This is a genomic window from Pseudomonas sp. GV047, from assembly GCF_003058245.1.
Classification (GTDB): domain Bacteria; phylum Pseudomonadota; class Gammaproteobacteria; order Pseudomonadales; family Pseudomonadaceae; genus Aquipseudomonas; species Aquipseudomonas marginalis.
This window is the reverse complement of record NZ_QCWA01000004.1, coordinates 146,462-171,201: the sequence shown is the minus strand read 5'-3', so window position 1 is coordinate 171,201 and position 24,740 is coordinate 146,462. Positions and strand designations below refer to the sequence as shown.

Here is a 24,740-nt window from a genome sequence, read left to right as displayed (position 1 = left end):
ATGAAAAGTCGCTTGATCATCAGAAAGTCAGCCTGTGAGCTGGGCATCAATAATGCGTGCGCCGCCGTGATCGAAGACATCACCGTGTCGGATGACCAGAGCTTCGTCGGGGTACTGCAAAGTAACCTGAACCACGTGGCCTCGCGCCTTAACGAGCTGGACTCGAACGTCGTATACGAGGGGTTTGCCAAACAGCTCAAGAAACTCGGCTACGAAAATACCGTGAGCGCCAACGAAAAGCTGCTGCGCCGCTTCATCGCCAAAGGCGTGTACCCCATCAACAACATCGTCGACGCCTATAACGCGGTCGCGATCCGACATGGGGTCAGCATCGGCGTGCACACCTATCATCAGAAGGATGACATCTACGTGATGCGGTCGGAAAAACCGAGGGTGCTACGCCCCCTGTTCGCCAAGAAGGCCATCACCATTCCCGTCGGCGATATCGTCTATACCTGCGGTGATGTGCCGTTGGCGAGCATCGGCAAGGTGGATGCCGATGCCCATGACTTCCGGCTGACAAAAGACTCGTCGAGGTTGTTGGTGGTGATCCTGGGGCACGACGACACATCGTTCCAATTCAACCAGGCGGTCATCGAAGAACTCGTGGACACCCTGCGCCAGAAAATGCCGAACCTGAGCCATCATTTTCTTGAAACCGTGCGCGACCACGCCTGAAGCCAGCACATGAAGGGGGGGCCGGCGCCTAGCGCCAGGCCTTCAGCACCGGGTTGACCACCACTTCCTTCACATGCTCGATCTTCAGCAGGCTGTCCTTGAAAACCATCAGTTCTTCAAAGCTCCTGTACCGAACGTCGAGCATCATGTCCACGTCGCCAAACAGGGAATAGGCATGCACCACCTGGCTGAACTGCTGGATCTTCGGAAACACCAGATGGCAGTTGCTGCCATTGAGCGTCAGCATCAAGAACGCCGCTTGCAGGGTCTCATCGCCCTCGGCGACGTTGATGGTGAACCCCAGGATGATGCCTTTTTCAATCAGCTTTTGAACGCGCGACTCCACTGCGGTTCGAGACTTGTGAACTTGCCGCGCCAATTGCGCCAGGCTGACTCGGGAGTCATCCTTCAAGGCTGCAATGATCAGTTCATCAATCTTGTCCACTCTGCCGCCCCCACACCGTTCTTTTCGATAGCAGACTTTCATTGTCGCTCACGCATGCCTTCGGCCGATCACGTCGCAGACTGTACGCCAGGCGCGGGCTTTACGCCCAATCGACTTATCCACACCGCCCCCAGGATCACCAGGCCACCCAAGGCCAGGCGACCCAACGGCTCGTGCTGGTTCCAGATCAGCAGGTTCAGCAACAATCCTACCGGCACATGCAGGTTGTTCATCACCGCCAGGGTTCCGCCATGCACCAGGCAGGCGCCTTTGTTCCACCAATAAATGCCAAGGGCAGTGCTGACCAGCCCGAGGAACAGCAAGACACCCCATTGCAGCGGCGCTTGCGGCAGGAAATCGGCCTTGCCGAACAACAGGAACGCCGGCAACACCACCAGCAACGCACCGAGGTAGAAATAACCGAAACGCCGGTAGTGCGGCAGGTCACTTGGGTAGCGTGCCACCAGGTGCTTGTACATCACTTGCCCGGCGGCGTAGGTGAAGTTAGCCAGTTGCAGCAGCAGGAAGCCCATCAGGAAGTGCGGGGTGATCTGGTCGAAGCGAATCACCGCCGCCCCCGCCACTGCCACCAGGGCAGCAACCAGTGCCCACGGGTTGAAGCGCCGGTTGAGCGCATCTTCGATCAGGGTCACGTGCAACGGCGTGAGGATGGTGAACAGCAGCACCTCCGGCACCGTGAGCACACGAAAGCTCAGGTACAGGCACACATAGGTCACGCCGAACTGCAGCGCGCCGATCACCAGCAGGCCGCGCATAAAGGCAGGTTCGACCGAACGCCAGCGAGTCAGCGGGATAAAGACCAGCCCGGCCAGTACCACACGCACCAGCACCGCGAAGTAGCTGTCGACGTGACCGGCGAGGTATTCGCCGATCAAGCTGAAGGAAAATGCCTGAATCAGGGTGACAACCAGTAGATAGCCCATGTGCGCCTCGCATCGAATGGGCGGGACATTAAAGGTTTTCGGCGATTGAAGAAACTCGGGGCAAAAAAAACCCGACCTCGCTAAAGCGGCAGTCGGGCAGGAGCACTCAGGAGCAACAAGTGCAAAGGGAGGTTCGTACGCGTACTTGAAGGGTTTGCGTGGAGCGATATAAACACCGCGCGATTATCTGACGATTAAAGGATCAACCACCTCATGCCACGAGCTGTACCAGCTGGGCCTTGGCGTGGTTGATGCCCTTTTCCTGGAAGTCCCCGCTCAGGTTCACCCCTTCGGCGTGAATGAAAGTGACGTCGTGGATGCCGATAAAGGCCATGACCTGGCGCAGGTACGGTTCCTGGTGATCGGAACTGGCGCCGGTGTGGATGCCACCCCGGGCGGTCAACACAATGGCACGCTTGCCGGTCAACAAACCTTGCGGCCCGGTGGGGGTGTACTTGAAGGTCACACCCGCCCGCAACACGTGATCCAGCCAGGCCTTGAGGGTGCTGGGGATGGCGAAGTTGTACATCGGTGCGGCCATCACCAGCACGTCGGCGGCCAGCAGTTCGTCGGTCAACTCGTTGGAGCGGTCGAGGGAAGCCTGTTCGTTACCGTTGCGCTGATCCGCCGGTTTCATCCAGCCGCCGAGCAGGTTGGCGTCCAGGTGCGGAACCGGGTTGAGCGCCACGTCACGCACCGTGATCCGGTCCGTCGGGTGGGCGGCCTGCCATTGGCTGATGAACTGCTCGGTCAGTTGACGGGAGATCGAATCCTGCTGGCGGGCGCTGCTTTCGATGATCAGGACATTGGACATGGCTTCGTAGGCTCCATCTGTAATTGCTGTAAGTCGATGGAGTGGAGATTAGACAGAGCCAATTCGATAAAAAAGCGCAAAAAACTGCTATAACCAATCTATAAATTTGTTTATAAGCGGAGTATCGCGAGGGGCATGCTCCGCTGCTGTGTTATTTCGGCGCGCAGGCCAACGCGATACGCATCTTGATAATGGCGCGGTTGAACTTGACCGTGGTGTTGGTGCTTTTCCCCGCCGGCACCGTAACCGTGCGACGACGCGGCGATTCCGGGCCATTGGTGAACGTTACCGAACACACGGCGTCCTGGGTGCCGTAGTTATTCAGCTGGATCGAGCTGATATCGCCGTCCACGTCGGAGGCGGTGTAATCGATGCTCACGCCGTCGATCTTTTTCGTCACGTCGATGGGGTAGGCAAACGCGCTCATCGGCAGCAGCGTCAGCAACACACAACAGAATTTTCTCATTCGGCAGTCTCCAATAGGGACCGCCAGCTTAGGACAAGAGGAACACATCTTGAAAGCGCCCCGCGTTACCCTCGATCAATGGCGCACGCTGCAAGCCGTCGTCGACCACGGCGGCTTCGCCCAGGCAGCGGAAGCGCTGCACCGTTCGCAGTCCTCGGTGAGCTACACCGTGGCCCGTATGCAAGACCAACTCGGCGTGCCGCTGCTGCGCATCGAAGGGCGCAAGGCGGTACTCACCGACGCCGGTGAAGTGCTGCTGCGCCGCTCCCGGCAACTGGTGAAAAACGCCAGCCAGCTGGAAGACCTCGCCCACCATATGGAACAGGGCTGGGAAGCCGAAGTGCGGCTGGTCGTCGATGCGGCCTATCCCAACGCGCGCCTGGTACGCGCACTCACCGCGTTCATGCCGCAGAGCCGTGGTTGCCGGGTGCGTTTGCGGGAAGAGGTGCTGTCCGGCGTCGAAGAGCTGTTGATCGAAGGCGTGGCCGACCTGGCGATTTGCGGCTTCAGCATCCCCGGCTACCTGGGCACCGAAATGAGCGACGTGGAGTTCGTCGCCGTGGCCCACCCCGAGCACGCCTTGCACCGCATGAACCGCGAGTTGAGCTTCCAGGACCTGGAAAGCCAGATGCAGGTGGTGATCCGCGACTCCGGCCGCCAGCAACCCCGGGATGTGGGCTGGCTTGGCGCTGAACAACGCTGGACCGTCGGCAGCCTGGCCACCGCCGCCGCCTTTGTCGGCAGCGGCCTGGGCTTTGCCTGGCTGCCACGGCACATGATCGAGCGTGAACTCGCCGAAGGCGTGCTCAAGCAGCTACCCTTGGAACAGGGCGGCAGCCGCCACCCCACGTTCTACCTGTATTCAAACAAGGACAAACCCTTGGGGCCGGCAACGCAGATCCTCGTGGAGCTGCTGCGCACCTTTGACACAGCCCCTCTGGACGCGCCTTTCGCCGCTCCCCAGCAAGCCTGAAACGGAGTTCATGCATGGCCTGGTTCGACCATGAAGGCTGCAGCCTGCACTATGAGGAATACGGCCACGGCACGCCGCTGATCCTGATCCACGGCCTGGGCTCCAGCAGCCAGGATTGGGAACTGCAGGTGCCGGCGCTGGCCCGCCACTACCGCCTGATCGTGGTGGATGTGCGCGGCCATGGGCGCTCCGACAAGCCTCGGGAGCGCTACAGCATCGAAGGGTTCACCTACGACCTGATCGCCCTGATCGAGCACCTGGACCTGCCGCCCGCCCATGTGGTGGGCTTGTCCATGGGCGGCATGATCGCCTTCCAACTGGCGGTGGACGAACCCGGCCGGGTCAAGAGCCTGTGCATCGTCAACAGCGCGCCGCAGGTCAAGGTACGCAGTGCCCGGGAGTACGGGTGGTGGGTCAAGCGCTGGACGCTCGCCCGTGTGCTCAGCCTCGCCACCATCGGCAAGGCACTGGGCGAGCGCCTCTTCCCCAAGCCGGGTCAGGCCGACCTTCGCCGCAAGATGGCCGAACGCTGGGCAAAAAACGACAAACGTGCTTATCTCGCCAGCTTCGATGCGATTGTGGGCTGGGGCGTACAGGAACGACTTTCGAGGATTACCTGTCCAACCCTGGTCATCAGCGCCGACCACGACTACACCCCCGTGGCCCAGAAAGAAAACTATGTAAAACTGCTGCCCGATGCGCGACTGGTGGTGATCGAGGATTCCCGCCATGCCACGCCCTTGGATCAACCCGAAGTCTTTAATACCACCCTGCTCGATTTTCTAGAGACAGTCGAAACCACTACCCAGGATCACTGACCCATGCTGAAAAAAATCGCCTTTTTTGCCGGTTCCGTTCTGTTCGCTGCCAACCTGATGGCCGCCGAGCCTTCCAAGGCGCCACACGTATTGATCTCCACCACCAACGGCGACATTGAAATCGAACTGGACCCGGTCAAGGCGCCGATCAGTACCAAGAATTTCCTCGCCTATGTCGACAAAGGCTTCTACACCAACACGATCTTCCACCGCGTGATCCCGGGCTTCATGGTCCAGGGTGGCGGGTTCACCCAGCAGATGTCGCAAAAGCCGACCGAAGCGCCGATCAAGAACGAAGCCAGCAATGGCCTGCATAACGTGCGTGGCACGCTGTCGATGGCCCGCACCTCGAACCCGGATTCGGCCACCAGCCAGTTCTTCATCAACGTGGCTGACAACGCCTTCCTCGACCCGGGTCGCGATGCCGGTTATGCCGTGTTCGCCAAAGTGGTCAAGGGCATGGATGTGGTCGACATCATCGTCAACTCCCAGACCACCACCAAGCAAGGCATGCAGAACGTGCCAATCGATCCTGTCCTGATCAAGTCGGCCAAGCGCATCGACTGAGGTCTGCAGGAAACTCCGCGCACGGCCCACAAGGCCGCGCGCGCATTTGAAAGGAGAGCCCGCCAGGCGGGCGTCAACCCTAATGCTCTATCGTCGTTTTGAACAACTGATCGATATTTTCCGCGACGCACCCAGCGCCGCCCCTCCCGACAAAGTCCTGCCCTTCTACCTCTACTACCTGCGCCAGGTGTGGCCGCACTTCGCCGCCTTGCTGGTGGTGGGCCTGATCGGCGCGCTGATCGAAGTCGCGCTGTTCAGCTACCTGAGCCGTATCATCGACCTGGCCCAGGGCACGCCACCCGCCAACTTCTTCCAGCTCCACAGCACCGAGCTGATCTGGATGGCCGTGGTCGCCCTGCTGCTGCGCCCGATCTTCGGCGCCTTGCACGACCTGCTGGTGCACCAGACCATCAGCCCCGGCATGACCAGCCTGATCCGCTGGCAGAACCACAGCTACGTGCTCAAGCAGAGCCTCAACTTCTTCCAGAATGACTTCGCCGGGCGTATCGCCCAGCGCATCATGCAAACCGGCAACTCCCTGCGCGACTCCGCCGTGGCGGCAGTGGACGCTATCTGGCACGTGGCGATCTACGCCATCAGCTCCCTGGTGCTGTTTGCCGAGGCCGACTGGCGCCTGATGATCCCACTCGTGACCTGGATCGTTTGCTACAGCCTGGCGCTGCGCTACTTCGTGCCGCGCGTGAAAGAACGCTCGGTGATCTCGTCGGAGGCACGCTCCAAACTGATGGGCCGCATCGTCGACGGCTACACCAACATCACCACCTTGAAGCTGTTCGCACACACCCAATACGAGCAGCAGTACGCCAAGGAAGCGATCATCGAGCAGACCGAAAAAACCCAGCTGGCCAGCCGCGTGGTGACCAGCATGGACATCGCAATCACCAGCATGAACGGCCTGCTGATCGTCACCACCACCGGCCTGGCCCTGTGGCTGTGGACACAGTCGCTGATCTCGGTGGGCGCGATTGCCCTGGCTACCGGCCTGGTGATTCGTATCGTCAACATGTCCGGCTGGATCATGTGGGTGGTCAACGGCATCTTCGAAAATATCGGCATGGTGCAGGACGGCCTGAAAACCATCGCCCAACCCCTGGCCGTGATTGATCGCGACAACGCCCCGCGTTTAAGCGTGCCCCGTGGCGAAGTCCGCTTCGAGCACGTGGATTTCCACTACGGCAAGCAGAGCGGGATCATTGGCGGCCTGAACCTTGAGATCAAGGCCGGGGAAAAAATCGGCCTGATCGGCCCGTCCGGCGCGGGCAAGTCGACCCTGGTCAACCTGCTGCTGCGCCTCTACGACCTGCAAGGCGGGCGGATCCTGATCGACGGCCAGAACATCGCCGAAGTGGCCCAGGAAACCCTGCGCGAACAGATCGGCATGATCACCCAGGACACCTCGCTGCTGCACCGCTCGATCCGCGACAACCTGCTGTACGGCAAGCCGGACGCCACCGACGAAGAACTCTGGGCCGCCGTGCACAAGGCGCGTGCCGACGAGTTCATCCCGCTGCTGTCGGACTCGGAAGGCCGTACCGGGCTGGATGCCCACGTGGGCGAACGCGGGGTGAAACTCTCCGGTGGGCAGCGTCAACGTATCGCCATTGCCCGTGTACTGCTCAAGGATGCGCCGATCCTGATCATGGACGAAGCCACCTCGGCGCTGGATTCGGAAGTGGAAGCGGCGATCCAGGAAAGCCTGGAAACCCTGATGCAAGGCAAGACGGTGATTGCGATTGCGCACCGGTTGTCGACCATCGCGCGGATGGACCGCCTGGTGGTGCTGGAGAAAGGCCAGATTGCCGAGACGGGCAGCCATGCCGAGCTGCTGGCCCATGGCGGCTTGTATGCACGTTTGTGGCAGCACCAGACCGGTGGGTTTGTCGGCATCGACTGAAGCAAATGTGGGAGGGAGCTTGCTCCCGATAGCGGTGGGTCAGTCACCACATTTTGCGACTGACACTCCGCTATCGGGAGCAAGCCCCCTCCCACATTTGGTGGCCTGGATTTGTGTAAAAACCATGCTGTACTCAGTGCAGTGCCCAGACGGGCGCTGAAGTAAATCTGCAGGGAGCATCACTGATTTACTGATTGGGTAGAGCGATCTATCAAGGACGTGCTGCATGTCTTTGTTCAAGCGTTCAGTCACAGAGGGGTTGGGAACGTTTTGGCTGGTGTTGGGCGGTTGCGGGAGTGCGGTGTTGGCCGCCGCTTTTCCCGCCGTCGGGATCGGGTTGCTGGGTGTGGCCCTGGCGTTCGGGCTCACGGTGCTGACCATGGCGGTGGCCATCGGGCATATCAGCGGTTGTCACCTCAACCCGGCGGTATCGGTGGGGCTGGTAGTGGGCGGGAGGTTTCCGGCCAGGGAGTTACCGGCGTACATCGTGGCCCAAGTCATCGGCGGGGTGGTCGCCGCCGCATTGTTGTACTTCATCGCCAGTGGCAGGCCGGGCTTTGAACTGGCCGGCGGACTGGCCTCCAACGGCTATGGCGAGCATTCGCCGGGCGGCTATTCAATGGCAGCGGGGTTTGTCTGCGAGCTGGTGATGACAGCGATGTTCGTGCTGATCATCCTCGGCGCCACCGACCACCGTGCCCCGAAGGGCCTCGCGCCCATCGCCATTGGCCTGGCCCTCACCTTGATCCACCTGATCTCCATCCCCGTGACCAACACCTCGGTCAACCCGGCCCGCAGTACCGGCCCGGCCTTGATCGTCGGCGGGTGGGCGATCCAGCAGTTGTGGATGTTCTGGCTCGCGCCGATCCTGGGTGCGGTGGCGGGCGGTGTTGTCTATCGATGGCTGGGCAAGGAGGAGCCGGCCTGAGGCAAAGGGTCAGCCCTGCCGGTAAGGCAGGGCTGCCCTCGCCTCTTCGGCATACGCCACAATCCCCACCCGTTCGCGCTCGAGGAAATCCTCGACGGCATTCTTCAACCCGGGATGGCGCAGGTAGTGCCATGACCGGGTGATCACCGGTTCAAACCCGCGAATCAATTTGTGCTCACCCTGGGCGCCGGCGTCGAAGCGTTGCAGGCCGTGGGCGATGGCGTAATCCATGCCCTGGTAGAAGCAGGTTTCGAAATGCAGCCGGTCAAACTCCGCCAGGCAACCCCAGTAGCGGCCGTAGAAGCTGTCGCCACCGATCAGGCTGAAGGCCATGGCCACTGGGCGTGTGCCTTGCTTGGCCAGCACCACACGGATCGCCTCGGGCATGCGTTCGGCGAGCAGGCTGAAAAATTCGCGGGTCAGGTAGGGTGTCTGGCGGCGGACCGCGTAGGTATTGGCGTAGCAGGCGTAGACAAAATCCCATTGCGCCTCGCTCAACTCGTGGCCTTGCAACCACTGGAAGTCGATGCCCTGCCCCGCCACTTGTTCGCGCTCCTTGCGCATCTGTTTGCGCTTGCGGGAACTGAGGGCATCGAGAAAATCCTGGAAGTCACGGTAACCACGGTTCTGCCAGTGAAACTGACAACCCAGGCGCTGCAACCAACCCGGTTGTTGGGCTAACGCCTCATCGGCCAAGCCGTCGGTGAAGTTGATATGGGCACTGGAGAGCCCTTCGATTTCCAGGTAGCCCGGCAGGCTCTTCAGCAGTTCGAAACCATCGTCGACGCTGGCCGCCAACAAGCGGGGGCCGCTGACCGGGCTGAATGGTACGGCCGTCAGCAGCTTGGGGTAGTAATCAATGCCCGCACGCTCGCAGGCATCGGCCCAACCATGGTCGAACACGTACTCGCCATAGGAATGCCATTTGCGATAACTGGGCAATGCCGCCACCAGGCGGTCGCCTTCCCAGTGCAACAAATGTTCCGGTTGCCAGCCCGATTGAGGGCCCAGGCTGGCACTGTCTTCCAGCGCGCTGAGGAAGGCGTGCCGCACAAAGGGCTGGGCGTCCGGCACCAGTGCGTCCCAGGCCTGCGGAGCGATTTCGGACAGGTTGTCCAGGCGTTGCAGCGGCATCGGCATCCTCACTACGTCATGGCATGAAAGCCTGGCGAGTATCGCTTATCGCAGGTCCGGGCACACCCCCAAATCGCCCGACAAGGCTCTAAATCAATAGTTCCATTCTTAAATAATTTGTCATCTACATGACATCACTTCGCCACTGCGCCGTCATAAACGATCGTGATACTGACGCCTGTTTTTAGAGCGCCTGGTTCTATCAGGTGGTTACTTTTCCGTCCGTCATCGGTCGGTTGTGTCCTGGATGGTTTGCCATCCCTCCTCACTTTCGGAGATTGATATGCGTCTTGCTTCCACTAAAACTGCAGCGGCCCTGTGCGGGGGCCTGTTACTGGCCCTGAGCGTTCCGGCCAGCGCTGCAGTCGACGCTAAATTGCTCGACATGCTCAAGGCCAACGGCCAGATCACCGCTTCGCAGTACACCGAACTGCAAAACGAGTTGGCCAAAGACCAGAAAGAACAGCAGATCGCACGGCAAGCTCAACAAGAGACCAACGAACAGATCGCGGCCACCGCGAAGAAAACCAACGAGCTGAGCAGCTTCGACCAGAAGCTGGCCTGGGCCGCCAAGACTCAGTTCAAGGGTGATGTGCGCATGCGCCACGAGACCATCAAGGTCGAAGGCGAAAATGGCGTTACCCGCGCCGGCGTCACCGGTCGTGACAAGGACCGCGAACGGATCCGCGCGCGCCTCGGCGCCTACACCGAAATCAACCCGCAGGTAGACACCGGTATTCGTATCGCCACCGGCGGCGGCAGCGATGCGCGCTCCACCAACCAGGACCTGGACGGCTACTTCGATAAAAAATCGATCTGGCTGGACCTCGGCTATATCGACTACCACCCCGACCAGATCAAAAACCTGCATATCATTGGCGGCAAAATGCTGCAGCCCTGGGTCAACATGGGCGATGTGATCTGGGATAGCGACATCAACCCGGAAGGCCTGGCACTCACCTACAAGTACCCACTGGGCGGCAGCGCCGAGCTGTTCGGCAGCCTGGGTAACTACAACCTCAAGGACAACGTGGACGGTGACGGCGTGCAGTACCGCCATGACCTGCGCCTGACCACCGGCCAGTTGGGGACCCGCTTCTCGGTGACCGACAACCTGAAAATGACCCTGGGCGGCAGCGTCTACGCCTACCAGAACGATGAAGACAGCCGTGCCTCAGGCACCAGTACCCCGAACGTGCTGGCCACCAACGGTAACACCCCCAACGGCGAGTTCCGCCTGTATGAAGGTTTCGGTCAAGTCGATATCGGCGGCCTGGCGGTCCCCCTGTCGTTCTACGGTCAGTATGTGAAAAACAACGACGCAATCGACGATGCGGACACGGCCTGGTTGCTGGGTGCCAAGTCCAAGGTGTTCGGTTTCAACCTGGACTACAACTATCGCGACGTGCAGAAAAACGCCGTGGTGGGTGCCTTCACCGATTCGGACTTCGGCGGCGGCTTCACGGGTTCCCGTGGTCACAAGTTCAAAGTCGGCTATGACATCGACAAGAACTTCGCCGTCGGCGCGACCTACTTCCTGACCAAGACCGACACCTACAGCCGCACGCTGGTGGACGGTAGCGCCAAAGCCAACACCTTCCAGCTGGATGCAGAAGCCAAGTTCTAAAGATAAGTGTTCAAGACCTCGGGCCAGGACGGCCCGAGGTGGCTGTACCAGACTTGCGTGGGTGGATCGGTCCCCATCATCCGTCCGATCGCCCCACGCGAGCCTGCTTATTCCCCGTCTTTCTGATCCTTGAGCCGCTCGGCAGCCAGCCGCTGCGCCAAGGCATCCACACCCTTCACCGGTTCCTGCGGCAGCATCCGCAACGTCGCCTGCAGCAGGCGCATCTGGCGGATAAACCGTCGGCAGTTGGGGCAGAACATCAAGTGATGACGCACCAGCAGACGTTCGCGAAAGGTCAATTGCCCATCGAGATAGTCACTGGAACGTGCCACTTGTTCTTTACAGGTCAACATTCGCCCGTTTCCTCAAAATGCTCCACCGTGGCGAAGACTTTAAGCCGTGCTCGATGCAACAGCACGCGGACATTGGAGAGTGAGAGCGTCAGAAGATTACAGATCTCCTCCAGCTCCAACCCCTGGCGTTCACGCAGCACCAGCACGCTGCTTTGCAGTTCGGACAAACTCAGCAACGTGTGCTCCAGGCACTTGCGCAGTTCATCCTCGGTCAGCAAGGCTTCCGGGGTGTCCTGGTGCCAGGCATACGGGGCGACGGCCCAGTGGCCATCATCGGCGGAGAATCGATCATCGCCGATGGTGCCGTGGGGCGAAGGCAAGTCGTCGAGCAGCACTTCCCGGCGATTCTGCTTGTAGCGCCCCTTGGCGGCGTTGGCGGTGATGGTCAGCAGCCAGGTCTTGAGGCTGGAGCGCCCTTCGAATTTGGCCAGGTTGCGCACCACCGACAGCCAGGCGTCCTGCACCACTTCGTCGGCATGGCGCTGGCCGGCGATGGCATACGCCACCGCCCGCATCGCGCTTTGGTACGTGGTGACCAATTCCTTGTAGGCCCGTTGCTCGCCCTTGAGCAGTCGTTCAAGCAGGTGCGCGTCGTCCGCTGCTGCCATTCAAGACCTCGATTGTCTTAACGCTTGCGCAGGATCACGCTACCGATCGAATAGCCTGCGCCAAACGAACTGAGGACCGCGACGGCGCCCTTGGGCAGATCGTCCTGGTAGGTGTGGAATGCAATCACCGAACCCGCCGAGCTGGTGTTGGCGTAAGTATCGAGGATCACCGGTGCTTCTTCCACCGTGGCTTCGCGGCCCAGCAGTTTCTTCACGATCAGGTGGTTCATGCTCAGGTTGGCCTGGTGCAGCCAGAAGCGCTTCACATCGGCCACGTTCAACTGGTTCTCGGCCAGGTGCACACCGATCAGCTCGGCGACCATCGGGCACACGTCGCGGAAGACTTTGCGGCCTTCCTGCACGAACAGCTTGTCGGGCGCACCGATGCCCTCTTCCGCCGCGCGGTTGAGAAAGCCGAAGTTGTTGCGGATGTTATTGGAGAACTTGGTCAGCAGCTTGGTGCTCACCACGTCGAACTGATGCTCGGACGTTGCCAGGTCGGCGCGCTCGAGGACCACCGCCGTGGCGGCGTCGCCGAAGATAAAGTGGCTGTCGCGGTCACGGAAGTTCAAGTGGCCGGTGCAGACTTCCGGGTTGACCATCAGGATCGCCCGGGCCTGGCCCAGCTGGATGCTGTTGGCGGCGTTCTGGATGCCGAAGGTCGCCGAGGAGCACGCCACGTTCATGTCGAAACCGAAGCCTGCGATGCCCAGGGCTTCCTGGACTTCGATGGCGATGGCCGGGTAGGCACGTTGCAGATTGGAACAGGCGACGATCACACCATCGATGTCGGCGGCAGTCTTGCCGGCGCGCTGCAGGGCCTGCTCGGCGGCACCGATGGCCATCTGGCAAAGCACCGACCACTCGTCATTGCTGCGTTCGGGCAGGCGCGGCGCCATGCGCTGCGGGTCAAGGATGCCGTCCTTGTCCATCACGAAGCGGCTCTTGATGCCCGAGGCTTTTTCGATGAACGCAGCGCTCGACTCCGTCAGCGCCTGGGCTTCACCGCGCTCGATGGCAGCGGCGTTGTCCGAGTTGAACTGGTGCACGTACGCATTGAAAGACTGCACCAGTTCTTCGTTGCTGATGCTGTTGGCAGGGGTGTAAAGGCCAGTGCCGCTGATGACGACGTTATGCACGATCGTTCCTCTAAATCTGTCAGGCAGATGATATTGGTACCGACGTACCAAACCGTAAGTAGTTCTATTCCGCCCAGCGGACATCAAACTGGCATCGCTTTATTCCATCGCGCCGTGGCTACACACCAGCCCATCACGACGATCCCGGCATTTATAACCGCGAAGTTTGCCACAAACCCTGGGGTTTGGCGCCATATGCCGGATAAACACCCCGATCAAAACGCGATCAAGTTTCAATGTGGGAGGGGGCTTGCCCTGATAGCGGTGTACCAGACACAGGTTCTGCCACTGACACATCGCTATCGGGGGCAAGCCCCCTCCCACATTTGGACCTGTCTGGTCTGGATAACCGAGAAAGGGATCAGGCCTCGACCAGGCTCCACTGCTTGCTCAAGCGCTTGTCGGAAATCGGCACCTTGGTCCCCAACTGCTGGGCAAACAACGACACCCGGTATTCCTCCAACCACCAGCGATAAAGTTCCAGTTGCGGGTCGCGCTTGCCTTCCTGGGTGTGCTTGTTCAAGCGGTTCTGGTACTGCGCCCACAGGCCGCCCAGTTCGCTGCTCCACACACGATCCTTTTGCACCTGGCTAGGCAATTTCTCCAGGCGCAATTCGATGGCCTTGAGAAAACGCGGCAATTCCTTGAACCACTGCGCCGGGGTTTCGCGCACAAAGCCGGGATACACCAGGCTGCTCAATTGCTGCTTGATGTCGTTCAGGGCCACGGCCTGGGCCAGGTCGATCTTGCCCTTGAAGCGCTTTTGCAGGCCATGCCAGAGCTTCAGCACTTCCAGGGTCAGGCGCGCCAGGCGTTCGGCGTGTTCGGTCCAACTGCCACGCTTGCGTTCAGCCAGCGCCGCCAACCCAGCACCGTCACGGGGCAAACTGGCTTCGCCTTCCAGCACACAGGTGTCGAGGCTGGCCAGCAGGATGTCTTCCACCAGGGCGTCGATACGCCCCAGTTCGCGGTACATCAGGCCCAGTTCAGTGAGGCCGGGCAATTTGCCGCGCAGGAATTTGGCCGGTTCCGCCAATTGCTGCATCAACAGGCGCTGCAACGCCCGGCGGTGCTGGAACTCAGCCTCGGCGGCGGTGGAAAAACGGCCCTCTTTCACGGTGCCGTTTTCTTCCACCAGCGCCGGATAGACCGTCATCGACAGCCCGGCGATCTTCTGCTGGGTTTTCTCGGCCACCGCCGCGAACACCTTGGCCTCCACCGGCTGCTGGCTTTTCGCGGTGTGCGGCACGGCCAGCGCGGCCTGGCTGGCTTCGGCAAACCGCGCAGTCAACTCGGCCAGGTCGCGGCCTTCGCCGAGGAACTTGCCCTGGCCGTCGACCACTTCCAGGTTCATCTTCAGATGGTTTTCCACCTGCTGCGCCGCTTCGGCCCAGGCCTCATCGCTGACCCGCGCCCCGGTCATGCGCAGCAATTCGCGCCCCAATGCCTGGGGCAGCGAACCCTGGCCAAACTCGATGCGCTGCAGCGCCGCCTTGACGAAATCCGGCACCGGCACGAAGTTCTTGCGCAGGGCCTTGGGCAGGTTGCGCACCAGGGCGATGCACTTGGCTTCGATCAGCCCCGGCACCAGCCATTCCAGGCGCTCCGGCGGCAAGGCTGGCAGCAGCGGTGCCGGTACGCGCAGGGTCACGCCGTCGCGGGGGTGGTTGGGTTCAAAGTGGTAACTCAGGGCCAGTTCCAGGTCGCCCAGGTGCAGGGTGTCCGGGTAATGGGCGGCAGTGACTTCACTGGCCTCGCGGGCCAGCACGTCTTCCTCGCGCATGATCAGCAACTGCGGGTCTTTCTGGCTGTTGACCTTGTACCAGCTGTCAAAGGTGGCGGTCTGGTGGATCTCCGCCGGCAGCCGTGCGTCGTAGAACGCGTACAAGGTCTCTTCGTCGGCCAGGATATCGCGGCGGCGCGCCTTGGCTTCCAGTTCGTCAAGCTGCTCCAGCAGTTGCTGGTTGGCCGTGAGGCACTTGGCGCGGGACTGGATCTCGCCACGCACCAAGCCTTCGCGAATAAACAACTCCCGCGACACCACCGGGTCAATCGGCCCGTAATGCACCGGCCGACGCCCGACCACGATCAGCCCGAACAGGGTGATCTGCTCGAACGCCACCACCTGGCCGCGCTTCTTCTCCCAGTGGGGCTCGAAGTGGTTTTTCTTGATCAAGTGCCCGGCCAGCGGTTCGATCCAGTCGGCATCTATCTTCGCCACCATGCGCGCATACAGCTTGGTGGTTTCCACCAGTTCGGCGGTCATCAGCCATTGCGGGCGTTTCTTGCCGATACCCGAGGACGGGTGGATCCAGAAGCGTCGCTGACGGGCGCCGAGGTAATCGCCGTCTTCGGTCTTCTGGCCGATCTGGCTGAGCAGGCCGGACAGCACCGCCTTGTGCAGCTTGGGGAAATCCGCCGGTTCTTTGTTGACGGTCAACTGCATGTCGCGGCAGATCAGGCTCAACTGGCGATGGGAGTCGCGCCACTCGCGCAGACGCAGGTAGTTGAGGAAGTTCTTGCGACACCAGTTGCGCAGCGGGCTGGCGGTGAGTGCCTGGCGCTGCTCTTCAAAGCCACGCCACAGATTGACCAGCCCGGCGAAGTCCGAGTCCGCATCTTTCCACTGTGCATGGGCCTGGTCGGCGGCCTGCTGGCGCTCCGGTGGGCGCTCGCGCGGGTCCTGGATCGACATGGCGCTGGCCACGATCAACACTTCCTGCAAGCTGCCGAGCTTGGCGGCTTCAAGCAGCATGCGGCCCATGCGCGGGTCCACCGGCAGGCGCGCCAACTGGCGACCCAATGGCGTGAGCTGGCTGTTGCGGTCGACGGCCGAGAGTTCCTGCAACAGGTTGAAACCGTCGCTGATGGCCTTGCCGTCCGGCGGTTCGATAAACGGGAAATCGGTGATTTCGCCCAGGCGCAGGTGCAGCATCTGCAGGATCACCGCCGCGAGGTTGGTGCGCAAAATCTCGGGATCGGTAAATTCCGGACGGCCGATAAAATCCTCTTCGCTGTACAAGCGAATGCAGATCCCCGGCTCCACCCGGCCGCAACGGCCTTTACGCTGGTTGGCACTGGCCTGGGAAATCGCCTCGATCGGCAGGCGTTGCACCTTGGCACGGTAGCTGTAGCGGCTGATGCGTGCGGTGCCGCTGTCGATTACGTAACGAATGCCCGGCACGGTCAGCGAGGTTTCCGCGACGTTGGTCGCCAGTACCACGCGGCGCCCTGGATGGGACTGGAAAATGCGCTGCTGTTCGGCCGGCGACAGCCGCGCGTACAACGGCAGGATCTCGGTGTGCTTGAGCTGGGCCTTGCGCAGCATCTCGGCTGCATCGCGAATCTCGCGCTCGCCGGGCAAAAATACCAGCACGTCGCCAGGGCTGCGGCGTTCGCTGCGCTCATAGGCGGCGATTTCATCAAGGGTGGCGAGGATCGCCTGGTCGACGGTCAGGTCGTCTTCGACGCGGTTGCCCTCCTCGTCCTGTTCCAGGGTCAATGGGCGGTACCAGGTGTCCACGGGGAAGGTGCGGCCCGAGACCTCGACAATCGGTGCGTCGTCGAAGTGCTTGGAAAAACGCTCCAGGTCGATGGTCGCCGAAGTGATGATGACTTTCAGGTCGGGACGACGCGGCAGCAGGGTCTTGAGGTAACCCAGCAGGAAGTCGATGTTCAGGCTGCGTTCGTGGGCTTCGTCGACGATGATCGTGTCGTAGCGTTCCAGGTAACGGTCGTTCTGGGTCTCCGCCAACAGGATGCCGTCGGTCATCAGCTTGATCAGGGTGTTGGCATCGCTCTGGTCTTCGAAGCGCACCTGATAGCCGACCAACGCGCCCAGCGGCGTGGCCAACTCTTCGGCGACGCGGCTGGCGACGCTGCGCGCAGCGATCCGGCGTGGCTGGGTATGGCCGATCAGGCCATATTGGCCGCGGCCGATCTCCAGGCAGATCTTCGGCAACTGGGTGGTCTTGCCCGAGCCGGTCTCGCCGGCAATGATCAGCACCTGATGCTTTTGCAGCGCGTCCTTGATCTCATCGCGCTTGGCGGCGATCGGCAGGCTGTCGTCGTAACGAATCACCGGCAGGCTGGCCCGCCGCGCCGTGACCTGGGCGCAGGACGCCTGCATGCGCGTGACCCACTGCGCCAGCTTCTCCTCGTCGGGCTTCTTGCGCAGCTCGAGCAACTGGCGCCGCAAGCGGTGGCGGTCGGCGAGCATGGCGTGGTCGAGGTTTTTCAGCAGTTGGTCGATAGCGGGCGCTTGGTCAGTCATCAGGTACGCAAAGGTCGTCTATTTATGCCGGGTGCGGATTGTCGCAGAAAAGCAGCTGCGAGCGGCAAGCTTCAAGCGGCAAGTCAGGGCGGATCTGCTTTTACTTGCCGCTTTGAGCTTATGGCTGCTCTTTTCTTTTATAAGGGAAGACATCGATCACTTTGCCTGCACGAATCGCCTCCTGCAGGCCTTTCCAATAATCAGCGTTATACAGCTCGCCGTGCAGTTCATCGAACAGCTTGCGCTGGCCGGCGTCGGCGAACAGGAACGGCGGGAACTCTTCCGGGAACACGTCCAGCGGGCCAATGGAGTACCAGGGCTCCGAGGCCATTTCATCCTCGGGCGTGCGCGGCGCGGGGATGTGGCGGAAGTTGGCTTCGGTGAGAAAGCAGATTTCGTCGTAGTCGTAGAACACCACGCGGCCGTGACGGGTGACGCCGAAGTTCTTCAGCAGCATGTCGCCGGGAAAGATGTTCGCTGCCGCCAGTTGCTTGATCGCCAGGCCGTAGTCTTCCAGGGCTTCGCGCACCTGGGCGGGGTTGGCGTTTTCCAGGTAGAGGTTGAGCGGGGTCATGCGCCGTTCGGTCCAGCAGTGGCGGATCAGTACCGTATCGCCTTCCACTTCTACGGTGCCGGCGGCGACGTCCAGCAGCTCCGCCAGGCACTCGGGCTCGAACTTGCCCAGGGGAAAGCGGAAGTCGGCAAACTCCTGGGTATCGGCCATGCGCCCGACGCGGTCGACGCTTTTGACCAGGCGGTACTTCTCGATCACCGTGGCGCGGTTGACGTTTTTCGACGGTGAAAAACGGTCCTTGATGATCTTGAACACGGTGTTGAAGCCCGGCAGGGTGAACACGCTCATGACCATGCCACGCACGCCAGGGGCCATGATGAATCGATCGTCGGTGGTCGCCAGGTGGTTGATCAGCGCGCGGTAGAACTCCGACTTGCCGTGTTTGTAGAAACCAATCGAGGTGTACAGCTCGGCGATGTGCTTGCCCGGCAGGATGCGTTTGAGAAAGCCGATGAATTCCGCCGGCACCGGCACGTCGACCATGAAGTAGGAGCGGGTGAACGAAAAGATGATCGACACCTCCGCCTCGTCGGTGATCAGCGCATCGATCTGGATGCCCTGGCCTTCGCGGTGCAGCAGCGGGATCACCAGGGGCCATTGTTCGTCGCGGGTGTAGATGCGCCCGACGAGGTAGGCGCCTTTGTTGCGGTAGAGCACCGAGGAAAACAGCTCGACCTTGAGGTCCGGGTCCTTGCACACCCAGTCCGGCAGGTTTTCCCGCAGTTGGGCTTCGAGGCGATGCAGGTCGGCTGCCAGGTCGGCGTAGGGCTCGCTGAAACGATAGTCGGCAAAAATCTGCGCGAGCATCTCGGGAATCTGGCCGGCGGGCGTGTAGGTACGGGTTTGTGCCGCCCGTGCCCGGCGCAGGCTCGGCCGCGTGGTGTGGATGAACATGCAGCCATCGCTGATCAGGTCATGGCTGAACAGCCCGCAGAAGATCGAGTTGTACCAGGTCTCGGACAGCTCATCGTCAAAGCGCAGGTCGATCAGGCCGATATAGGCGCTTTTCACCAGCGGCCACAGGTCAATGTCGAGCAATGCGCTGCCCTCGAAGTTCGCACGCAGGCGCGCGCTGACTTCACCGACCTTGTCTTCGTACAGGTTGATCCGCGCCGCCGACGCCGCCTGCCCCTGTTGCCACTGGGCCTTTTCGAAACGCTCGCGGGCGCCATCGGTGATCTGGCGAAAGTGTTCGCGGTAATCGTCGAAGCCTTCGAGGATGGTGCGGGCGATAGCGAGGGCAGGCGTGGATAGCGACATGCGGGAAACCTCGAGCGGGCATCTGGAAGCCCTGAGCTTAGCCAGTGTACGCAGGCAGGAGAAGGGTCATTTTTTGCACTGACTTGTACAGCTCCGTTCATTTCGTACATTTATTTTCAATTTTTTTAATTCGACCATCCGGTCAATAAACGCACCAAAAAGTCGCGCCACGTTTGATCCACACGCCTTTAACACCGTGGCCTGGGACGTAGCAGCGGGAAAACTGCCAACCAGCACGGGCGCGCGCGCTCCGCGGGGCTTTGGATCCAACTAAGGGAAACCCCGATTACTACCTTGATGGCACTTTGATATATAGCGCGCCCTCTCCCACCCTAACAAGGTCCGAAGACCGATCCGGGAGCAGGTTCTAATCGCCCAAGGAGCATTGAGATGTCATTGAGGAACATGAGGATCGGTCTGCGTGCCAGTCTGAGTTTTGGGGTTTTGGCCAGCTTGCTGGTGATTGTGGGAATGTTTGGCCTGGGCCAGATGGCCAAGCTGCGGGAAAGTGCGCTGGTCATTGAGCAAACCTGGATGCCGAGCATCGAGAATATCCATGACAGCGCAGCCTTGGTGGCCACCATCCGCCTGGAGTCCCTGCGCCTGGTGAGCACCGACGAATCTCGCGTGCGTGACACCAGCAGAGGCCTGATCAGCCGCACCAGCAGCGAACTGCAAGCCCTGCTCGATCGTCATGAAACCTTGCTGAGCAATGACGAAGAGCGCGAACTGCTGAAAACCCTCAAGGGCAATGTCGCGACGTACCTGGCCATCGTCGGACAGATGGTTGCGTTGGTGGACAAGGATCAACAGCAAGACGCCCTCGACCTGCTCGTCAGCCGCCTCGCCCCCCAGGGCACGATCCTGAGCCAGAGCCTGGAAAACCTGATCGTCTTTAACCAGAACGGCGTCGAAGCGGCGGCCGATTCGGCCGCACAGATGTATTCGAGCGCACAGTGGATTGTCGGCCTGATTATCGCAGTCGCATTGATCGCCACCTTGCTGCTGGCCTGGCTGCTGACCCGCAGTATCACCGCGCCGATCGGCCAGGCCCTGAACGTGGCGCGCACCATCGCCGCCGGCGACTTGAGCCAGCCGATCGTGGTGCGCGGCCATGACGAACCCGCGCAATTGCTGAGCGCCCTGGCGACCATGCAAGCGCAGCTGCAGACCACCATCCGAGGCATCAGCGAATCGGCGCAGCAACTGGCTTCCGCCGCGGAAGAAATGAGCGCGGTGATGGAACAAAGCACGCGCGGCCTGCAGGCGCAGAACGATGAAATCGAGCAGGCGGCCACCGCCGTGACCGAGATGAGCACGGCGGTGGACGAGGTCGCGGGTAATGCGGTGTCCAGCGCCGAGGCGTCCCAGGCTTCCGATGAGGACAGCAAGCACGGCCACTACCAGATCAGCGAAACCATCAGCTCGATCCAGAACCTGGTGGACGAAGTGCTCGGCGCCTCGAACAAGGCCGAAGGCCTGGCGCTGCAAGCCCAGGACATCAGCAAGGTGCTGGAAGTGATCCGTGGCATTGCCGGGCAAACCAACCTGCTGGCGCTCAACGCCGCGATTGAAGCGGCGCGTGCCGGTGAAGCCGGGCGTGGGTTCGCGGTCGTCGCCGACGAGGTGCGTTCGCTGGCACAGCGCACCCAGGACTCCACCGAAGAAATCGAACAGATGATCACCGGTATCCAGCAAGGCACCCAGGCCACCGTCGAGGCGCTGAACAGCAGCGCCGAGCATGCCGGCCAGACCTTGCAGCGAGCCAACAGCGCCGGCAGCGCCCTGGAAAAAATCACCGCCGCCATCTCGCAGATCAGCCAGCGCAACCTGGTGATCGCCAGCGCCGCCGAGCAACAGGCGCTGGTAGCGCGCGATGTGGACCGCAGCCTGGTGAACATCCGCGACCTGTCCACCCAGACCGCCGCCGGCGCCACCCAGACCTCGGCCGCCAGCCAGGAACTGTCGCGGCTGGCGGTGGACCTGAATGGGCTGGTGACGCGGTTTGTCCTGTAATCAGTGAAGGCGGCGTGCAACACTCGCGGCCTTATTGATGTAGGAGTGTTCCGTGAGGCCCGTTGACACCCTTTACCTGCTGGGGCTCGCCGCCATCTGGGGCGCGAGCTTTCTGTTCATGCGCATTATCGCGCCGGAAATCGGCACGGTGCCGACCGCATTTTTCCGCGTATCGATTGCCGCCGCCGGGCTATTGGTGATCCTGGCGATGGCGCGGGTGAACTGGGATTTCCAGGGCAAGTTCAAGACAGTCCTGTTGCTGGGGGTGATCAACTCGGGGATCCCGGCGACCATGTATTCGGTGGCCGCCCAGGTGCTGCCGGCGGGTTACTCGGCGATCTTCAATGCCACCACGCCGTTGATGGGGGTGTTGATTGGCGGGCTGTTTTTCAGCGAACGCCTCACCCCGTCGAAAATCGCCGGGGTGTGCCTGGGTCTGTTCGGTGTAGGCGTGCTGACCCGTGCAGGACCGGTGGCGTTTGACCTGGAATTATTGATGGGCGCACTGGCTTGCCTGTTGGCCACCACCTGTTATGGCTTTGCCGGGTTCCTCGCCAGGCGCTGGCTGGACCAGCGCGGCGGCCTGGACAGTCGTCTCGCGGCCCTGGGCAGCATGCTGGGCGCGACGCTGTTTCTGCTGCCGTTGTTTGCCTACAGCGCGATCAGCCATCCGCCGGCGAGTTGGGGTGGGTGGCAAGTGTGGCTGTCGTTGCTGGGGTTGGGGCTGGTGTGTACGGCGTTTGCGTACGTGTTGTACTTCCGGCTGCTCACCGCGATTGGGCCGGTGAGGTCGATGACCACCACCTTCCTGATCCCGCCGTTCGGCGTGTTGTGGGGGGCGTTGTTGCTCGACGAGCCGTTATCGATGGCGCATTTATATGGCGGCGTGTTGATTGCCGGGGCGTTGTGGCTGGTATTGCGGCCTCGAAAACCGTAGGCGCCGGCTGGCCGGCACCTACGGGGGGCATCAGTTTTTGCGGAACACGAAGACCAGCCCAATGATGATCAAGCCCATCCCCAACAGGCTCAGCATCGCGAGCCGATTGCCGAAGATCAGGTAATCCATCACCGCCGTCACCGCCGGCACCAGGTAGAACAGGCTGGTGACGTTCACCAGGTTGCCCCGGGCGATCAGGCGGTACAGCAACAGCGTTGCCAGCAACGACACCACCAGGCCCATCCACAGCACCGGCAGGTAAAAGCCGGCGTTGTGTTCAACATGGAACGGCTGGAACGGCACGAACACCGAACACAACAGCAGCCCCGCCAGGTACTGCACCGGCAGGGTACCAAGGGGGTTGTCGGTGATGCGCTTTTGCATGATCGAGCCGAAGGTCATGCTTGCCAGGGCCAGCAGCCCGAACAGCATCCCGGCCAGGGACATGCCCGCCAGCCCGATGCCTTGGTAGACCACCATGATCAGCCCGGCCAAGCCCAGACTCAGGCCGAACATCCGGCGCCAGGATCGCTGGCGCTCCATCAGCACCACGGTGAGGATCGGCTGCACCCCCATGATGGTCGCCATGACGCCGGGGGTGACGCTGAGGTCCAGGGCCAGCAGATAGAAAATCTGATAGGCCCCCAGCAACACCAACCCGGTTGCCGCCGCGTACAACAGGGGCTTGCCGGGACGCGGCAGTTTCAGCTTGAGGATCGGCACCAGCACCACCAAGCCTGCAAGGGCGACGGCAAAGCGGATCAGCAGGAAGGCGAAGGGTGACGCATGGGCCAGGCCCAGCTTGGAGAAGATCGCCCCGCTGCTCCACAGCAGGACAAACAGGCTCGTCGAGGCCGCCGCGGCCACGGAGTGTTTCGAAAGAACGGACATGGTTACCACCTGTAATCAGGCAAAAAAAGCCGATTCAGCCGCAGAGGCTGAAATTCAGTAGTTTTTTTCAGGCAGGCAGAGCGGGCACAGCAACGTGCCGATCAGCCCGAAATGCCAACACCCGGCGGTGATACGACTGCGTACACCGGCGTGCTACTGACAGGTGGGGGGTAGTGACTGATCTGCGCAGGCTGCTTGTTCGCGCACGGCACGCGCACAGCGTTGACCGCTGAATCGACTACCGCTATGCGCAGGGAAGCTGGCATGTGCTGATCTTTTTGACGGGATAAGGACGCAAGGACTATAACCAGCCGATGACATGTTTTGCAATCACTTGCCCAAGCCCTTTTGCGGGGAGGCGTTTTCACGTTTCGGGGCGCGGGCCGTCGCTATAATGCCGACCGGTTTTTTCCAAGGATTCCCCCATGCTCGCACTGCCCTGGCTGTACCTGGCGCTTCTTTCCATCGGCTATGTGCTGGCCTTGGCCTACGGGCAATTGGGCGTACTGGCGCTGGTGTCCGTCGCCCTGCTGTTGATCGCCGGCTATGCCGTACGCCAGCAGCGCACGCCGTGGGCGCGTTACCTGGGTCACGGGCTGTTTGTCGTGTTGGCGCTAGGCCTGGCGATGCATTGGCTGCCGGGGTTCCATAACGGTCGCGGCATTGCCCCGCAGCGCTTCACCCCCGATGCCGTGCCGTTCTCGATGTACCTGAACCTGGACAAGCCGTTGATTGGTTTCTGGTTGCTGCTGGCCTGCCCGTGGATTGTGGCGCGGCGTTCGTTGCGCCTGTCGATCTGCGTCACCGCGTTGTTACTGACCCTTACCGCCATCGTTGCGCTGGGTGGCGCAACCCTGCTGGGCGTGATCAGTTGGGCGCCGAAATGGCCGGACCAGGCCTGGCTGTGGGTACTCAACAACCTGTTGCTGGTGACCCTGGTGGAAGAAGCCCTGTTCCGTGGCTACATTCAAGGCGGCTTGAGCCGGCGCTTCAGACAGTTGCCCTACGGCGAAAACCTCGCACTGCTGCTGGCATCGCTGCTGTTCGGCCTGGTGCACGTGGGTGCAGGGTGGCAATGGGTGCTGCTGGCGGGCATCGCCGGGGTCGGTTATGGCCTGGCGTATCGGTTTGGCGGGCTGGGTGCGGCGATTGCCACGCACGTTGGCTTGAATCTGCTTCACTTCGGGTTGTTTACCTATCCGATGCTGGCAGGCTGATGACTGCCTTCGACGCTGCCCGGGTACTTTTACGACATTGGTAACACCTCGTAACCAGCCGAACGGTCAGTAGTCGGCCGCGTGCCCTTTGGGCAGAATCCCCCTTCGTTATCGCCCCACTCCGCACAACCCGGTCCCTACGCGCTGACACGCCTGGCACTGC

The 24,740-nt window shown here is 61.4% G+C and carries 21 protein-coding genes; 10 read left to right on the top strand and 11 right to left on the bottom strand.

Annotation, left to right across the window (positions count from 1 at the left end; genetic code table 11):
* Positions 1-678 (top strand): phenylalanine--tRNA ligase beta subunit-related protein, encoded by a 678-nt coding sequence (locus tag C8K58_RS11860; protein WP_027603764.1) that lies wholly within the window; start codon positions 1-3, stop codon positions 676-678.
* 28 nt (positions 679-706) lie between these two features.
* Here the strand turns inward: C8K58_RS11860 and C8K58_RS11855 are convergent, their stop codons facing one another.
* The 4 genes from C8K58_RS11855 to C8K58_RS11840 form a co-directional block, all read right to left on the bottom strand.
* The gene (locus C8K58_RS11855; RefSeq protein WP_027603763.1) at positions 707-1,123 is read right to left on the bottom strand and encodes an Lrp/AsnC family transcriptional regulator; all 417 of its coding nucleotides are present in this window, start codon (positions 1,121-1,123) and stop codon (positions 707-709) included.
* Between the two features lie 68 nt (positions 1,124-1,191).
* Complete coding sequence (locus C8K58_RS11850) at positions 1,192-2,067, bottom strand: carboxylate/amino acid/amine transporter (protein WP_027603762.1); 876 nt, start codon at positions 2,065-2,067, stop codon at positions 1,192-1,194.
* Between the two features lie 211 nt (positions 2,068-2,278).
* Entirely contained in the window at positions 2,279-2,881 is a 603-nt protein-coding gene (locus C8K58_RS11845) for an FMN-dependent NADH-azoreductase (protein WP_108573756.1), read from the bottom strand.
* Between the two features lie 151 nt (positions 2,882-3,032).
* Entirely contained in the window at positions 3,033-3,347 is a 315-nt protein-coding gene (locus C8K58_RS11840) for a hypothetical protein (RefSeq protein ID WP_027603760.1), read from the bottom strand.
* A 49-nt stretch (positions 3,348-3,396) separates the two neighbouring features.
* On the opposite strand from C8K58_RS11840, the gene C8K58_RS11835 reads away from it, so the two are divergent.
* From C8K58_RS11835 to aqpZ, 5 genes are all read left to right on the top strand, one after another.
* Positions 3,397-4,320, top strand: coding sequence for a LysR family transcriptional regulator (locus C8K58_RS11835; protein WP_108573755.1), 924 nt, complete (start codon positions 3,397-3,399; stop codon positions 4,318-4,320).
* Between the two features lie 14 nt (positions 4,321-4,334).
* On the top strand, positions 4,335-5,138 hold the full coding sequence (locus tag C8K58_RS11830) for an alpha/beta fold hydrolase (RefSeq protein ID WP_027603758.1): 804 nt from the start codon (positions 4,335-4,337) through the stop codon (positions 5,136-5,138).
* Between the two features lie 3 nt (positions 5,139-5,141).
* Complete coding sequence (locus C8K58_RS11825; RefSeq protein WP_027603757.1) at positions 5,142-5,705, top strand: peptidylprolyl isomerase; 564 nt, start codon at positions 5,142-5,144, stop codon at positions 5,703-5,705.
* Positions 5,706-5,787: 82 nt separating this feature from the next.
* Positions 5,788-7,620, top strand: coding sequence for an ABC transporter ATP-binding protein (locus C8K58_RS11820; RefSeq protein ID WP_108573754.1), 1,833 nt, complete (start codon positions 5,788-5,790; stop codon positions 7,618-7,620).
* Positions 7,621-7,846: 226 nt separating this feature from the next.
* Positions 7,847-8,548 carry an aquaporin Z gene (gene aqpZ / locus C8K58_RS11815; RefSeq protein ID WP_092355304.1) on the top strand — a complete coding sequence of 234 codons (702 nt, stop codon included), beginning with the start codon at positions 7,847-7,849 and terminating at the stop codon, positions 8,546-8,548.
* A gap of 9 nt (positions 8,549-8,557) precedes the next feature.
* On the opposite strand, the gene C8K58_RS11810 is transcribed toward aqpZ, so the two are convergent.
* The gene (locus C8K58_RS11810; RefSeq protein ID WP_092355484.1) at positions 8,558-9,682 is read right to left on the bottom strand and encodes a GNAT family N-acetyltransferase; all 1,125 of its coding nucleotides are present in this window, start codon (positions 9,680-9,682) and stop codon (positions 8,558-8,560) included.
* 283 nt (positions 9,683-9,965) lie between these two features.
* On the opposite strand from C8K58_RS11810, the gene C8K58_RS11805 reads away from it, so the two are divergent.
* Entirely contained in the window at positions 9,966-11,309 is a 1,344-nt protein-coding gene (locus tag C8K58_RS11805; RefSeq protein WP_027603753.1) for a putative porin, read from the top strand.
* A 107-nt stretch (positions 11,310-11,416) separates the two neighbouring features.
* On the opposite strand, the gene C8K58_RS11800 is transcribed toward C8K58_RS11805, so the two are convergent.
* From C8K58_RS11800 to aceK, 5 genes are all read right to left on the bottom strand, one after another.
* Positions 11,417-11,662, bottom strand: coding sequence for an anti-sigma factor (locus C8K58_RS11800; protein ID WP_108573753.1), 246 nt, complete (start codon positions 11,660-11,662; stop codon positions 11,417-11,419).
* The gene (locus C8K58_RS11795) at positions 11,656-12,270 is read right to left on the bottom strand and encodes an RNA polymerase sigma factor (protein ID WP_108573752.1); all 615 of its coding nucleotides are present in this window, start codon (positions 12,268-12,270) and stop codon (positions 11,656-11,658) included. The genes C8K58_RS11800 and C8K58_RS11795 overlap by 7 nt, the downstream gene beginning before the upstream one ends.
* A 17-nt stretch (positions 12,271-12,287) precedes the next feature.
* Entirely contained in the window at positions 12,288-13,409 is a 1,122-nt protein-coding gene (locus tag C8K58_RS11790; protein WP_108573751.1) for a beta-ketoacyl-ACP synthase III, read from the bottom strand.
* A 361-nt stretch (positions 13,410-13,770) separates the two neighbouring features.
* Positions 13,771-17,682 carry an ATP-dependent RNA helicase HrpA gene (gene hrpA / locus C8K58_RS11785; RefSeq protein WP_108573750.1) on the bottom strand — a complete coding sequence of 1,304 codons (3,912 nt, stop codon included), beginning with the start codon at positions 17,680-17,682 and terminating at the stop codon, positions 13,771-13,773.
* Positions 17,683-17,800: 118 nt separating this feature from the next.
* Positions 17,801-19,516: a bifunctional isocitrate dehydrogenase kinase/phosphatase gene (aceK, locus tag C8K58_RS11780; RefSeq protein WP_108573749.1), complete on the bottom strand. Its 1,716-nt coding sequence runs from the start codon at positions 19,514-19,516 to the stop codon at positions 17,801-17,803.
* 390 nt (positions 19,517-19,906) lie between these two features.
* On the opposite strand from aceK, the gene C8K58_RS11775 reads away from it, so the two are divergent.
* Positions 19,907-21,532, top strand: a complete 1,626-nt coding sequence (locus tag C8K58_RS11775) for a methyl-accepting chemotaxis protein (protein ID WP_027603747.1) — start codon at positions 19,907-19,909, stop codon at positions 21,530-21,532.
* A 52-nt stretch (positions 21,533-21,584) separates the two neighbouring features.
* Entirely contained in the window at positions 21,585-22,469 is an 885-nt protein-coding gene (locus C8K58_RS11770) for a DMT family transporter (RefSeq protein ID WP_027603746.1), read from the top strand.
* Positions 22,470-22,499: 30 nt separating this feature from the next.
* Here the strand turns inward: C8K58_RS11770 and C8K58_RS11765 are convergent, their stop codons facing one another.
* The gene (locus C8K58_RS11765; RefSeq protein ID WP_092355313.1) at positions 22,500-23,360 is read right to left on the bottom strand and encodes a DMT family transporter; all 861 of its coding nucleotides are present in this window, start codon (positions 23,358-23,360) and stop codon (positions 22,500-22,502) included.
* 425 nt (positions 23,361-23,785) lie between these two features.
* Between C8K58_RS11765 and C8K58_RS11760 the strand changes: the two genes are divergently transcribed.
* Positions 23,786-24,577 (top strand): CPBP family intramembrane glutamic endopeptidase, encoded by a 792-nt coding sequence (locus tag C8K58_RS11760; RefSeq protein ID WP_108573748.1) that lies wholly within the window; start codon positions 23,786-23,788, stop codon positions 24,575-24,577.
* The last annotated feature ends 163 nt before the right edge of the window (positions 24,578-24,740 follow it).

Bases quoted from the DNA above. Each gene is read 5' to 3' on its own strand.
- C8K58_RS11860 (WP_027603764.1), top strand. From the start codon at position 1: ATGAAAAGTCGCTTGATCATCAGAAAGTCAGCCTGTGAGCTGGGCATC.
- C8K58_RS11850 (WP_027603762.1), bottom strand. From the start codon at position 2,067: ATGGGCTATCTACTGGTTGTCACCCTGATTCAGGCATTTTCCTTCAGC.
- C8K58_RS11845 (WP_108573756.1), bottom strand. From the start codon at position 2,881: ATGTCCAATGTCCTGATCATCGAAAGCAGCGCCCGCCAGCAGGATTCG.
- C8K58_RS11840 (WP_027603760.1), bottom strand. From the start codon at position 3,347: ATGAGAAAATTCTGTTGTGTGTTGCTGACGCTGCTGCCGATGAGCGCG.
- C8K58_RS11830 (WP_027603758.1), top strand. From the start codon at position 4,335: ATGGCCTGGTTCGACCATGAAGGCTGCAGCCTGCACTATGAGGAATAC.
- C8K58_RS11825 (WP_027603757.1), top strand. From the start codon at position 5,142: ATGCTGAAAAAAATCGCCTTTTTTGCCGGTTCCGTTCTGTTCGCTGCC.
- C8K58_RS11820 (WP_108573754.1), top strand. From the start codon at position 5,788: ATGCTCTATCGTCGTTTTGAACAACTGATCGATATTTTCCGCGACGCA.
- aqpZ (WP_092355304.1), top strand. From the start codon at position 7,847: ATGTCTTTGTTCAAGCGTTCAGTCACAGAGGGGTTGGGAACGTTTTGG.
- C8K58_RS11810 (WP_092355484.1), bottom strand. From the start codon at position 9,682: ATGCCGCTGCAACGCCTGGACAACCTGTCCGAAATCGCTCCGCAGGCC.
- C8K58_RS11805 (WP_027603753.1), top strand. From the start codon at position 9,966: ATGCGTCTTGCTTCCACTAAAACTGCAGCGGCCCTGTGCGGGGGCCTG.
- C8K58_RS11800 (WP_108573753.1), bottom strand. From the start codon at position 11,662: ATGTTGACCTGTAAAGAACAAGTGGCACGTTCCAGTGACTATCTCGAT.
- C8K58_RS11795 (WP_108573752.1), bottom strand. From the start codon at position 12,270: ATGGCAGCAGCGGACGACGCGCACCTGCTTGAACGACTGCTCAAGGGC.
- hrpA (WP_108573750.1), bottom strand. From the start codon at position 17,682: ATGACTGACCAAGCGCCCGCTATCGACCAACTGCTGAAAAACCTCGAC.
- aceK (WP_108573749.1), bottom strand. From the start codon at position 19,516: ATGTCGCTATCCACGCCTGCCCTCGCTATCGCCCGCACCATCCTCGAA.
- C8K58_RS11775 (WP_027603747.1), top strand. From the start codon at position 19,907: ATGTCATTGAGGAACATGAGGATCGGTCTGCGTGCCAGTCTGAGTTTT.
- C8K58_RS11765 (WP_092355313.1), bottom strand. From the start codon at position 23,360: ATGTCCGTTCTTTCGAAACACTCCGTGGCCGCGGCGGCCTCGACGAGC.
- C8K58_RS11760 (WP_108573748.1), top strand. From the start codon at position 23,786: ATGCTCGCACTGCCCTGGCTGTACCTGGCGCTTCTTTCCATCGGCTAT.